The organism is Marinobacter sp. ST-43 (assembly GCF_030541085.1).
Lineage (GTDB): Bacteria > Pseudomonadota > Gammaproteobacteria > Pseudomonadales > Oleiphilaceae > Marinobacter > Marinobacter nauticus.
Map to the genome: position 1 here is coordinate 1 of NZ_JASSVO010000023.1, position 12,815 is coordinate 12,815.

A 12,815-nucleotide genomic window follows, 5' to 3' on the forward strand; every position below is an offset into this window, starting at 1 on the left:
GGTATGCCGGATAAAGTTGAAGAATTCCAGCGTGTTGGCAGTGATTCCGGAGGAACGTGACCGGTGATTCCGGAAAAACGCCCGAAATCGGTCACGATAAAACGGAGTGAGCGGTCACGATCAACCGGAACAGGCGGTCACGTTCAAACGGAATGGGCGGTCACGATGGGCCGGAATATGCAGCCGGCACGGATGCTAGGCAAACGCGACACCTGCCCAGTGGTGTGACGCGCCAAGGAGAGACTTGGCACCACCCCCGCTTGTGACAATTCGCACCCTTTGATCGACCCAATCTTGACCTAGTCAATCAGGATTATCAGAATAATGTTCGAATATTCAGTTTTGGGTCAGAGGTGTTCCATCACTCTCAATGAGCATCGGTTACTGTCCGCATTGCCTTTGGAAAGGTTACGGTATTTGCCTTCTGACCTTACTAGTTGGAAATCCACGTGAACGGGATTAGCGAGCTGAGGACGGAGTTTCGTCGCCGACACAATATGACTACGCCACCCTTCAAGCGTTTGCGTCAATGGAAACCGTCGGCATCGTTACAGAAGATAATATTGAGCTTTCTCATTGGCTCGGCGTGGCGGACCGCAGGATTCTACGATTAGTTCTAGAGTTAAAGTCGGTTCTATTGGATATCGAAGCTTGGCGAACGATGATTCTTGAGCCCTACAAACGGCTTGGCCCCGGTGTCTACATGGTAGGGGCTTTCATCGGATATGACAGAATTGTTGGCGTCGTGGAAGGACGACAGCCAATGGTCAGGGTTTTTTCGTCTAAACCGGACGCGCTGGGCCGGTCCTTCGGCCAAGACACTGAATAGATCTAATTCCGAAACTCTGACACCTGGCGCTCTAGGTTCGCGTACATTGCCAGAAGATCATCCTCGTTGAGCTTTCCTCTGGTGGTTGCCTTAGCCTTATGTTTTTCCAGCTGGCTACGTTGTTCGGCGTAAACATGATGGAGGACGCTGGCTTGATAGTCGCAGCCCTCGTGATTGTTCAGTTGTTTTCGAAGCGATTTGAACTGATCAGGACTGGGAACCTGTTCGAGCTTTTTAGCTATGTCTTTGGGTCGGATATTGAACACTTCTCCCCAATGTTTTACGGCATGCTCCCAGGCCTGAGATAGAGATGCCCGCTCATCTATGTAGAATTTGTTAGCAGCTCCTCGTTTGTTTACGGAGAAATAGCAGGTTTCCTGTGCAGTACTTTTCCCGCTTCCGATGCCAAGCGTGATGCCCTGGAAGCCAACACCGCGACAGGGGAGGGTTGAGGGATGGTCTTTTCCAATGAAATCCAGATATTGAAGTGCTGCGGAGCGGGCCATGTAACGGGCCTCATAGTACTTGGCCCTGGTCTCTTGATACTGGTACCAGAGTTCTTGAGTAATTCTGTTGTTCGGCCTCTTAAGAGAGAAATACTTCTGATAGCGTTTGCCTCGGATGGTGGCAACAACTCGCCAACCGTGGAAGCCAGAGGTCAGCTCCCCTTTTTCATAAAAGCTAATAGCCATGGATAGTCGATCTTTCCCGTCCAAATCACGTTAAAGATAGTACGCAGCCAAGCAGGCGTCGCCTGCTCTACTCTGAGGCCTACGTCAGCTTGCTGCAATCGAAAATGGTCAATAAACTTCTCAGCCTCTTTGGGCTGCAAACTGGAAACACCGACCTTCGGTCAATCGTTGTCGCTTCCTAGGAGTGAAGCATCGTCCATGGAGTGTAAGGCTGCGAGGGACCATACGTGTGCAGCCTTCCGTAAGTTTACACTTGAGAGAGCCTTTACACATCATGGTTTGCGCTTTAAGAATCCTCCCCCTCTTCGTTTTTGTGGTAGCAGGTCTTATCAGTGCTCCGGCTCACGCTTCCAATATAAAAAGTCGAGCAGCGGCCTTTGCCATCCACCGCAAGGAAGTTGGTATGAGCGAATCAAGAAATATCAACCCTACGACTCTGTTGATGCCTGCCTGGATTCAGGCGGTAAACTTCCGGATGGTGTCTCTTTGGCCTCGGTTCAACAGGTCCAAGAGCAGAAAGGCAAGTTACAAAGCTACGAACGGTCTGCGTTCGGGCAAGGTTGGGAAGACGCCGATGGAGATTGTCAAGACAGCCGTACTGAGGCATTGATTGCACAATCCACGACCAAGGTCCGGCTTGCAGATGAACGTCGTTGCAGAGTGGTTTCGGGCCGCTGAATCAGTCCGTTCACAGGCAAAGTCATCCAGAACAGCAGTGAGATCGACATCGAGCATGTGGTCCCGCTGAATGGTTGCCACCGTCAGGCCAGTGCGGTTGTGTGGCAAATCGTACTTGTTTGACTGCGTTGGTTCTTGCTAAGGGTAGAGTTGTCAGAGTTTTTCAGGCGCGATAACCCACTCGTTAACTTTCGTGAATTCAAAATTCAATCGTGACCTTTAATCCACCCCGTGGGCGATTTGAAAAGACGATCTTCCCACCATACCGGCTAACAATGTCTTGAACGATTGCAAGGCCGAGCCCGTGGCCCGGAGTCTGTTCGTCCAGCCTTAATCCTCGTTGACCAAGCTTGCTCAATTCAGCTTCCTCAACGCCGGGACCATCGTCTGTCACGACAATTCGTTTTGAGGGGCCGCGTTGTTCCAATATTAGCTCCACCTCTCTATGTGACCACTTCCCCGCATTGTCCAGCACGATCCCCAGTATTTCAGATAGGTCGTATTCTACAATTGGCCAACGGCTATTCTCTGGGAGAGAACTTGATAACTCAAATGATTTTGCCGGGTATAGTCTTCCCATCATCCACAGAAGGTCCCGTGCTTTTTCTACTGGATAGCAGCTTTTTCCTACCTGCGGCCCAGCAAACCGGCTGCGGCGCATTTCAGCTTCAAGTTGTTTGTCAATATCCCCGAGACGCGCAGCTATTTGCTGCCTTAACTCGCTATCTAGCGGCGTAGAAGTGTCGCTGAGAATTTGTTGGACAGACGCAATCGGAGTTTTAACGCTGTGGGATAGGTTTGCCAGCGCATTCCTCGAGCGCTCCAATCGTTGATCAAGTGAGTCAAGCAGCTGGTTCAACTGTTCGACGAGAGGGTGGAACTCCTCGGGGACAGTCATATCTATACGCGAGACGCTCCCATCCTGGAGTCTTTTCAGTGACGCCTTGAGTCGTGTGACAGAATGCATGGACAAATTGACGCCGAGCCAGATTGCACAAACCAATAGCGAGATAAGTAAAAGAGATGCGATTGCCGTCCATGCATGTAGCTCTGCCTGGCTATTCTTCAATGCGCCGAGGTCTTCTGCAACGATAACAACAAACGGTTTTTCGTTTGCGATGAAGGAACTCCGATATGCCAATATGTCCGTTGGGGCCCCTGCTATTTCAGAATTTTCGACCCGAATCGTGCCCTCTTTTTCCGATTTGATGAGCGGCGATAGTAGCGGTTTCCATGATTCTGGCGAAATGATGGTCCTGGAATCGGAGTGTTGAACAAAAGCATGGTGGAATACGCGCTGAAAGTAATCGCCCGTCTTGAGTCCGTCGAAGGCTCCGTCACTGTCCCGAATCTGATGCTCTAAAAACGAAACCTCCTCTTTCAGCCTGTCCGTGACAAATTCACGGGACATTCTTTCGAGCAGAGCACCATGTGCAAACCAGGCTATTGCCATCAAGGCAACACCTGCGGGCAGCAGTATTACAAGCAGGGTGCCTTTTACAGAGGCAGGTTTCTTAAACGTTGTCATTGAACATATAGCCTTGGCCACGTCGGGTTGAGATTGTGGAATTTCCCACCAGTCTTCGCAGCCTCCGAATATATGCCTCGATAACGTTCGCGCTTGGGCTATCTTCGAGACTGTAAAGCTGCTCTAGCAGTTGGTCTTTTGAAAAGACATGGCCCGGCTTACTCATCAGGCAGCGCAGAAGACGAAACTCTGTGCCGGTAAGTGGATGTTCAGTTCCATCGTCCACCGACAAGCATTGACGATTTTCATCCAGCACAAAGCGGCCTGCCTTAACCAATGAATGTGTTCTCCCTTCGCTCCTGCGAACAATAGCATTCAGCCGTGCAATTAACTCTTCGGTCTGGAAAGGTTTTGCGAGGTAGTCGTCTGCCCCTGCCTTTAGTCCAGCCACTTTATCATGCCAGTCATCTCGCGCTGTCAGGATTAGTACGGGAAAGGCAATGTTCTTTGCGCGCCACTTTTTTAAAACATCTAAACCGTTGCCGTCGGGCAGCCCCAGATCCAAGATGCTGACCCGATAATCTTCCTGTTCACCCAGAGTTATTGCTTCTTTTGCCGTATACGCAGGGTCCACGCTGAACCCCGATTTTTCAAGTTGATGCAAAAGGCTGTTTGAGAGCATCTGATCGTCTTCAACCAGTAGTAAACGCATTTTTTTTCCTTTTTGCTGAGCGGCGACTGTGAATTCAACGTAATGTCTTTAGTAGTCCTGAATTCAGCCTAAATAAATTTTTTTGAATTTTCAGTAAGAATTCAGGTTGGTAAGCGATCTTATGTAACGATTCTGGACATTGATCAAGTGTCCTGAAAATACAATTAATTGTTGCTGAACGATTTCACAGGAGAAGATGGTATGAATGTATCAAAGTTGTTGGTAGCGGGTGTGGCCTTTTCAATGTCAGCGGGTGCTTTTGCAGCAGGAGCCCACGGTGGCGGGCACGGGGCTAGCAGCGGAGAACCTGCTAAAGCGTCCGAAGCTGCCCGCACGATCACGGTTGAAATGTACGACAACTACTATGAGCCGGAAGAAATAACTGTGAAGCCTGGTGAAACCGTGAGATTTGTGGTGGAGAATAAGGGCAGTCTTGTCCATGAGTTCAACATTGGCACCCCCGCCATGCACGAGAGCCATCAAAAAGAAATGATGATGATGGTTGAGCATGGCGTGATTCAGGGCGGCAAGCTGAACCACGACATGATGAACATGGATATGGGCAATGGTCATTCCATGAAACACGACGATCCCAACAGCGTCTTACTGGAACCCGGGCAGAGCAAGGAAGTTGTCTGGAAGTTCTCTGATAAAGGCAATATCGAATTTGCCTGTAACGTGCCGGGCCATTACCAGTCAGGAATGTACGGTGACGTAAATTTCGAATAATACAGTGTGCTGAGCGCCGCACGATTGCAAGGGCTGGTGAAGGCTTTCCAGCCTAACTCCAATGAAGTGCAGTTGGGAATAAAACAGATGAAGATACGCCTTTTGACAGGGCTTTTGACCCTGCTGATGCCGGCCATGGTTATGGCCGGTGAGTACGACCTTACGGTTGACCGGGTTAAAATTGATACCGGCGATTTTGTGAAAGAAGGTATAGGCTACAACGGCGCATCTCCTGGACCGGTGATGCGCTTCAAGGAAGGTGAAAACGTCAAAATCAACGTGACCAACAACCTGGACGAGATGACCTCGATCCACTGGCACGGCCTGATTCTTCCCTTCGACCAGGATGGTGTACCCGGTATCAGTTTTCCAGGTATCAAGCCGGGTGAAACATTCACCTATGAATTTCCTATCCAGCAGGCAGGCACTTACTGGTTCCACAGCCACTCTGGTTTTCAGGAACCAGACGGAGCCTATGGCGCCATTGTCATTGAGCCCGAAGGCCGTGAACCGTTCCGCTACGATCGTGAATACGTAGTGCAGCTGACCGATAAACACCCACATTCCGGTGACCGCATCATGCGCAACCTGAAAATGATGCCGGACTATTACAACCGTGAGCAGCAAACCGTGGGCGAGTTTTTCTCGGACGTGTCCGAAACGGTCTGATGAATACTGTCCGAGATCGGATGGCATGGGGCGATATGCGCATGATGAAAGCGGACGTTGAGGATCTGCAGGGCTTTACGGGCCTGATCAACGGTAAAGGACCGGACCAAAACTGGACCGGAATCTTTGAGCCCGGCGAACGCATCCGGCTGCGCTTCATCAACTCCTCGGCGATGACCTATTTTGATATCCGGATTCCCGGTCTGGATATGACAGTCGTTCAGGCCGATGGCAACAACGTTCAGCCGGTCAGTGTCGATGAATTCCGGATCGGTGTGGCGGAAACCTACGACGTGATAGTACGCCCGAAGGACGAGCAGGCTTACACAATCTTCGCCGAATCCATGGGGCGTTCCGGTTATGCGAGGGCAACACTGGCCCCCGAAGAGGGTATGGAAGCGGCCGTGCCGCAACTGCGTGAAGCTGCCCGACTGACCATGGCGGATATGGGCGGTATGCCCGGTATGGACCATGGCAGCATGGCAGGCATGGATCATGGAAACATGGATATGGGCAGCTCAGAAGGTGTGTCCGGAATGGACCACTCAAACATGGGCAGCATGGACCATTCGAATATGAAAGGAATGGATCACTCCAACATGAAAGGAATGGATCACTCTGACATGTCCGGCATGGACCATGGTTCCATGGCGATGGGAAAAGGCGGTCCCAGCGATCCCTTCTATGCCAAGGGCAGTGGCCTTGTGCCGACGGCGGCCAATGGTGGCAAGTTCCTGTCCTATGCTGATCTGAAGGCTCAGGACCCGTTGTACGAAGACCGCGAACCGACTCGGGAGATCGAGCTTCGTTTGACCGGCAATATGGAGCGCTACACGTGGAGTATCAACGGTGTTAAATACGAAGACGCGGATCCCATTCGTCTCAAATATGGTGAACGGGTCCGTTTCAAGTTTGTGAACGAAACCATGATGACTCATCCCATGCACCTGCACGGTATGTGGTCCATCCTTGATGTTGGCGCAGGTCAGTGGAACCCGATCAAACACACCGTTAGCGTGAACCCGGGCACTACGGTGTACATGGAAACCGAGGTTGACGAGCCAGGCCAATGGGCGTTCCATTGCCATCTTTCTTACCATGCGGCTGCCGGGATGTTCCGCAAGGTGATTGTTGAGGGTGGCCCTGAGTCCACGCAGGCCAAGACAGGCGTTGTTGCTGAAGATGGAGGTGAGGCATGAGCTGTATTCGATCACTTGCCGCAGTCAGTTTCCTTGCCTCTATTGGTTTCTCAACGACGGTGATAGCTTAGGAAATGATTTCCGATACCACCGCTCGTAAACAACCGCTCACAGCCTGGGGTGTTCAATTTGAGGAGTTTGAGTACCGATACAGCGATGATGATGAGGAACTGGGCGTCTGGAATGCGGATGCCTTCTATGGCACCGACGAGTTCAAAGTCCGGCTGCTCACAACCGGGGAATACGAGATAGAGGAACAGGCCTACGAAACACTGGAAAACCAGTTGGTCGGCCAGATCCCCATCTCCAAGTTCTTCGACGCCAAAGCGGGTGTTCGCTTCGACACCCCTGAAGGGCCGGATCGCACTTATGCCGTGCTGGGTGTCGCTGGGCTTGCCCCACAATGGTTTGAGGTCGATGCCAACCTGTATGTTAGCAAGGATGGTGATTCGTCTGCCGAAATCGACGCGGAATACGAGCTGCTGTTCACTAACTACTGGATCCTGTCTGCGACGCTGGATGCAACGGTAGCATTCAGCGAGGACGAGGAAATTGGCGTGGGTAAAGGCTTGGTTTCCACCGAAACTGGGCTCCGGTTACGCTATGACCTGATCGATCGCGCATTCTCGCCTTACGTGGGCGTGGTGCATGAGCGCAAGTACGGTGATACCGCAGATCTCGCTAAAGCCGAAGGCGGTGGCACAGAAGACTGGTTCGCAGTCATCGGTGCCCGCATCGCGTTCTGATTGGGATAACGAGCCAGGTTTTGTCCTGGCTCTCTTTTTGATGTACATCAATTTCATCGAAAGCCCTCACTGATTTTCAGTCGCAGTTCAGGTCCGCATGTTGTCATAGAGGGGAGATGATAAGGCTAAGAGGTTTCTCCCATGACTAAAGCACACAAAGCATCGAACCAAGAGCAGTTTCTGCTGCGCCGAAAACTTGCCGTTGAAGGTATTGAAGAGGGCGAATGGTTTGATTTTATTCACGAACTCAACCATCATCCCTGTGTAGATTTTGCCGAACGCAAGGCAAATAACCAACTGCAAGTCACCTTCGATGGAACCCATTGGTCCACCGATGAGTTGCTGGAGGCGATTGAAGCACATGGCGGTCGGTTGAAGGGGGGGTGGTGGACTAAACGGAAACTGGCGTGGTACCGGTTTACAGATGATAACGTACGTGCCAATGCCAAACTTGATCCGTTTTGCTGTTCAAAGATCCCGCCCATGAAACGAAAATAACCGGAGGTTAAATGAGCAGGGAGCAAGATAGAACCACTCGCTATAAGGAAGGCAGTCTCACACTCGCGGGAACCGTTATGCTCGGTACCGGCGTCATGATCGGCGCCGGTATCTTTGCACTTACCGGGCAGATGGCGCAGATGACCGGTGTTCTTTTCCCATTGGCGTTTCTGGCGGCTGCGGTGATCGTCAGCTTCAGCTCTTATTCCTATATCAAGATTTCTGATGCCTACCCCTCAGCCGGGGGCATTGGCATGTACCTTCACAAGGCTTACGGAAACCGTCTGCCGACGGCGTTTAACGCCCTGCTGATGTATTTCTCGATGGTGATCGCCCAGAGCTTCCTCGCGCGCACGTTCGGCTCGTACACCATGCAGCTGTTCGGTGGCGATGAAAGCGGTCGCATGGTGCCCATTCTCGGCGTGTCCCTGATCCTGGCAGCGTTTCTGATCAACCTGCTCGGTAACCGAATGATTCAGGGGGTGGCCTCCTTCATAGGCATCCTGAAGATCGGAGGCATACTGATTTTCGGGGTCGTGGGTGTATGGGTTGCCGACAGTCTGTTGGTCGACTTTTCAAGCACGGGCGAAGCCGGAGCAACGGGTAATTTCCTGGGTGCGACGGCACTTGGAATACTGGCCTTCAAGGGCTTTACTACGATCACTAACAGCGGCTCTGAAGTCATAGATCCCAAGCGGAATGTAGGGCGGGCCATCATTATTTCCATCGCGGCCTGCGTGGTGATTTATACTTTGGTTGGTTTTGCTGTGGCCAGTAACCTGTCGCTGGCTGAAATCATCGAAACGCAGGATTACTCGCTTGCTGCCGCCGCGCGCCCGGCTCTGGGAGAGTACGCGGTCTGGTTCACCGTTGCCATTGCCATGATGGCCACCGCCGGCGGTATTCTAGCCAGTATTTTTGCGGTCTCACGTATGCTTGCGATGTTAACCGAAATGAAACTGGTTCCCCATCGTCATTTCGGTATGCCGGGCAGTATCCAAAAGCACACGTTGGTGTACACCGTGGTCCTGGGGCTGGTTCTGACGGCTTTCTTTGATCTCTCCCGGATTGCAGCATTAGGTATCGTATTCTATTTGGTAATGGATATTGCCATTCACTGGGGAGTCCTTCGTTATTTGCGCCACGATGTGAAGGCAAAGGCGTGGGTGCCAGCGGTTGCCATCCTCCTGGATTTGCTCGTACTCGGAGGGTTTGTTTGGGTCAAACTGAACTCTGACCCGTTTGTGATTGGCGTTGCGGTTGGCACGATGGTTGTTATTGCGGCAGCAGAGCAGTTTTTTCTGAAAAGGTTCCAGGAAACCGGACATTCGGGACATGATGAATCTCATGCCCATGATCACCACTAATCAGTAGTCAACCGGGAGGACAGCACCGTGATGGAAGGTGATATGTTTGGCAACACAATGTGGGCAGGTCACTGGCTCTGGATGCTGGTGATTGGCATTGTGGTAGTGATACCGGCCTGGCGTATCTGCCAGCGCACGGGATATCCGGGGTGGATGGGGGTCTTGATACTTATCCCCATCGTCAATCTGGTTTTGCTCTACTTCATCGCTTTTAGTGACTGGCCAGTTGAGCGGAGTGGAAAATAAGTGGACTGTTGTAATGCAATTGATACATTGAGCTTTCTTCACAATCCTACGATACGACTTAAGGCTGTTGTTCGTGTGATCACAATAATTGAAAGAAACTGGGAGATAACCAGATGAAAGCAATAAATTTTAAACTGTTCGTATTTTTGACTTTTTTGCAAGCGCCATTTTTGCACGCTGAAGAAGTTCTTTCTGGCGAAGGTGTCGCAGATGTTGTCGTCGGAAACACGGTGCAAATGGAATTCCGAGATGCTCAGGACAATTTTCGCACTCGAACTTTTCATGAGTACTATGATCCTGATGGTTCGATCTATGGAATGACCAAATATCGCGAACAGCAGGGAAACCTTACCCACTATATCGGAAGATGGGAGGTCAAAGACGGTAAATTTTGCACATCTGTCTATGGTCGCGACTATTCCTGTAACAAGATAAAGCCTTTGTCTGGAAATGATTTCGAATTGCTCAATGAGGGAGGCAAGATAAGGAACGTCAAGGTATATGAAGGGAAGCATCATGGACTGGAGTAAGGATATCTGCGGGTGAGTTTTTAGCCTCTGTTTGCTCGGGAAGTACGGTTCGCCCATGCGGAACCAAGAAGCGAGTTAAGGGCATATTGATCTTGTCTCTGGAGAACGCTATCGGAGTGCAGACTCCGTTGCGCGACTTGAGGATTGGATGATGAGTATTTTGGAGCAGTACGGTCTGCTGCTTGCCTTGGTGCTTGGCATCGCAGCTACGGTTTTGGCCCTGTTTGGGATTGCCCGTGCCATGGGCCCGACGCGTCGGGAGCCGGGCAAGGACGTGCCAGCGAGTTCCGGAGTGTTGTCACGGGACCCGGTCTGGGGCCGCTATCACGCACGGTACTACGGCTACGCGCTGCTCTTTCTGGCTTTCGACATGGAAATGGCATTTATGTACCCCTGGGCAGTTGTATACAGGGAAGTAGGGCTGGTTGCTTTGTATGACATGGGGGTGTTCCTTGCCATTCTCTTTCTTGGTTTGCTCTACGGCTGGAGTCAGGGGGCATTGAGGCGGCAATGACTTCTGACCCGACAATGAGCATTACGGGCGCGCGCCAGCGGCAGGAGCGGTTCACGGTACTTCAGAAGTGGGTTTCCCGGGCCCTCGCGGGCAACCTGAGCTGCCTGATCGTCCCGGGGCCTGAAGTGGCACTGTCCCATGGCCTGGATGTGACAGCGGCAGGTATGCGCATCACCGCGACACCTCGCGATGCGAGCGTGCTCCTGATTATCGGCGAGCTTTCAGAGAAAATGAACGAGGCCGTGGCGGTGCTCTATGCGCAGATGCCGAGGCCGCGAGCCATTGTCAATTTGGGCGGACAGACGCCGTCAACGCTACCGGACGCTGATTTTTCCGCGGGTGTTTCGCAAGCCGGCCTGATCGACGCGGTTGACTGGTTGAAGCGCGCGCTGGCCAAGGGCGCATTCTCAGACTCCCCCGAGGATTTCGACGCCCCTGTTCTGCACGCCAGAATCGAGTATGTCTGCCCCATGCACCCGGAAGTTGTCCAGAACGAGCCGGGTAGTTGCCCCAAGTGTGGCATGGACCTGGTCGCCCGGGAGGCAGGGGAGCCGGCCCCCGAGCATGACCATGGGCACGATCATCGCGAGCACCGGCACCATGAGCACGAACACCAGCATCATGAGCACGAACACCAGCATCATGAGCACGAACACCAGCATCATGATCATGCGCAGCAGCACGAACACCATGAACACGAACACGATCATGGTCACTGCCATGACCATCATGATTCGCATGAGCACGATCATGAGCAGCACGAGGGTCATCAGCACTCGCACGAAAACCATCATGATCACGGACACAAGCACCAGCACGATGAGTCCGACGGCGACGCGGAGGAGAAAAATTCGGGGCATGATCACAGTGAGCACGGTCATGATAGCCACGAACATGGTGGCCATGATCATGTAGGTCACGGTCATAGTGGTCATGATCATGGTGGGCATGACCACGGCGCCTCGGGATTCATGTCCATGATTGAAGTGACCAAGGACCTGCCTCGTAGCGCCGACGGGTTGGCGATGGACTGGATGGAGGTGCCGTTCGGTCCGGTTTTCCCCGGTCTGCCTGGTGGGCTCAAGTTGACGCTGACTCTTGACGGTGACGGCGTAACAGAAGGACAGGCCACATCCTTGGTGGGCATGATCAATGAGAGTGAAGAAGGCAAGGAGATCGACGCCGAGACCTTTATCGAGCGCCTGGCGTCGGCCATGCCACTGGCCAGCGTGAGCTACCGACTGCTGGCCTGCCTGGCAATCGAGCGGGCGGCTGGTCTGGAGAACGATTCGGCAACCGATCAGGCCCGGGCTGTGGCGCTTGAATGTGAGCGCATCGCCAGTCACCTGGGTTGGCTGGCGCAAACGGGGCGCCAGCTCGGCTTCGCCTGGTTGACGGATCGTGCCGCAACCCTGCAACTGGAGATCCGCCGCGCCAGTGGAAAACGGCTTGTGGAACTGACGCCCGCTCTGCAGGCATTGGCGGCTCGTCTTGGGCGAACGCCTTTGCTCAAATCGCGATTGAAGGGGATCGGCGTACTGCCATCGGGCACTGCGGGCCTGAGTGGCCCCGTGGCGCGCGCTGCTGACGACGCCGGAGATGCCTGGGCGCGCCTGTGGCAGCGCCTGGACGAAATCATCACGAGCCTCGACTACATCAAGGCAACCGGGGAGCCGGGGCTACCTGTTTTGCGAAACATCGGGCGTGGATCAGGCACCGGTGAGGCCACCGTGGAAACCCCGCGCGGCGAGGCTCAACTGAGCCTGATTCTGGAACACGGCCAGGTGAAATCCTACAGGTTGGACACCGCCTGCAGTCACCATATCGGCCTGGTCGCAAAGCTTGTCGAGGGCCGGGAACTGGGCGACGCACTGGTGGCGGTCGGATCACTTGACCTTTCGCCCTGGGAGGTGATCTCGTGAACTTCGTCATCGTGTT

The 12,815-nt window shown here is 52.9% G+C and carries 11 protein-coding genes and 2 pseudogenes; 10 read left to right on the forward strand and 3 right to left on the reverse strand.

Going from position 1 to position 12,815, the window contains the following annotated elements; genetic code table 11:
* Nucleotides 1-529: 529 nt before the first annotated feature.
* A complete protein-coding gene (locus QPL98_RS17425) occupies nt 530-829 on the forward strand; it encodes a hypothetical protein (RefSeq protein ID WP_199452688.1) in 300 nt (99 codons plus the stop codon).
* A gap of 2 nt (nt 830-831) precedes the next feature.
* Here the strand turns inward: QPL98_RS17425 and QPL98_RS17430 are convergent, their stop codons facing one another.
* The 3 genes from QPL98_RS17430 to QPL98_RS17440 form a co-directional block, all read right to left on the reverse strand.
* A complete protein-coding gene (locus QPL98_RS17430) occupies nt 832-1,521 on the reverse strand; it encodes a hypothetical protein (RefSeq protein ID WP_199452686.1) in 690 nt (229 codons plus the stop codon).
* Between the two features lie 877 nt (nt 1,522-2,398).
* The gene (locus QPL98_RS17435) at nt 2,399-3,727 is read right to left on the reverse strand and encodes a sensor histidine kinase (protein ID WP_199452684.1); all 1,329 of its coding nucleotides are present in this window, start codon (nt 3,725-3,727) and stop codon (nt 2,399-2,401) included.
* Entirely contained in the window at nt 3,714-4,379 is a 666-nt protein-coding gene (locus QPL98_RS17440) for a response regulator transcription factor (RefSeq protein WP_053113967.1), read from the reverse strand. Before QPL98_RS17440 ends, QPL98_RS17435 begins: the two co-directional genes overlap by 14 nt.
* 201 nt (nt 4,380-4,580) lie before the next feature.
* Between QPL98_RS17440 and QPL98_RS17445 the strand changes: the two genes are divergently transcribed.
* The 9 genes and pseudogenes from QPL98_RS17445 to QPL98_RS17485 all read left to right on the forward strand — a co-directional run bounded on the left by QPL98_RS17445 (nt 4,581) and on the right by QPL98_RS17485 (nt 12,799).
* Nucleotides 4,581-5,108 carry a cupredoxin domain-containing protein gene (locus QPL98_RS17445; RefSeq protein WP_199452690.1) on the forward strand — a complete coding sequence of 176 codons (528 nt, stop codon included), beginning with the start codon at nt 4,581-4,583 and terminating at the stop codon, nt 5,106-5,108.
* Nucleotides 5,109-5,195: 87 nt separating this feature from the next.
* Nucleotides 5,196-6,976 (forward strand): annotated as a pseudogene (locus QPL98_RS17450) (copper resistance system multicopper oxidase).
* Nucleotides 6,973-7,722 (forward strand): annotated as a pseudogene (locus QPL98_RS17455) (copper resistance protein B). Before QPL98_RS17450 ends, QPL98_RS17455 begins: the two co-directional pseudogenes overlap by 4 nt.
* Nucleotides 7,723-7,863: 141 nt before the next feature.
* Nucleotides 7,864-8,220, forward strand: coding sequence for a hypothetical protein (locus QPL98_RS17460; protein WP_092031100.1), 357 nt, complete (start codon nt 7,864-7,866; stop codon nt 8,218-8,220).
* An 11-nt stretch (nt 8,221-8,231) separates the two neighbouring features.
* Nucleotides 8,232-9,587: an APC family permease gene (locus QPL98_RS17465; protein WP_278350854.1), complete on the forward strand. Its 1,356-nt coding sequence runs from the start codon at nt 8,232-8,234 to the stop codon at nt 9,585-9,587.
* 27 nt (nt 9,588-9,614) lie between these two features.
* Nucleotides 9,615-9,833 (forward strand): hypothetical protein, encoded by a 219-nt coding sequence (locus tag QPL98_RS17470; protein ID WP_099615972.1) that lies wholly within the window; start codon nt 9,615-9,617, stop codon nt 9,831-9,833.
* A gap of 113 nt (nt 9,834-9,946) precedes the next feature.
* Complete coding sequence (locus tag QPL98_RS17475; RefSeq protein WP_153741171.1) at nt 9,947-10,363, forward strand: hypothetical protein; 417 nt, start codon at nt 9,947-9,949, stop codon at nt 10,361-10,363.
* Between the two features lie 151 nt (nt 10,364-10,514).
* Nucleotides 10,515-10,877: an NADH-quinone oxidoreductase subunit A gene (locus QPL98_RS17480; RefSeq protein ID WP_008169436.1), complete on the forward strand. Its 363-nt coding sequence runs from the start codon at nt 10,515-10,517 to the stop codon at nt 10,875-10,877.
* Nucleotides 10,878-11,848: 971 nt separating this feature from the next.
* Nucleotides 11,849-12,799, forward strand: a complete 951-nt coding sequence (locus QPL98_RS17485; protein WP_303293693.1) for a Ni Fe-hydrogenase III large subunit — start codon at nt 11,849-11,851, stop codon at nt 12,797-12,799.
* Nucleotides 12,800-12,815 lie beyond the last annotated feature (16 nt).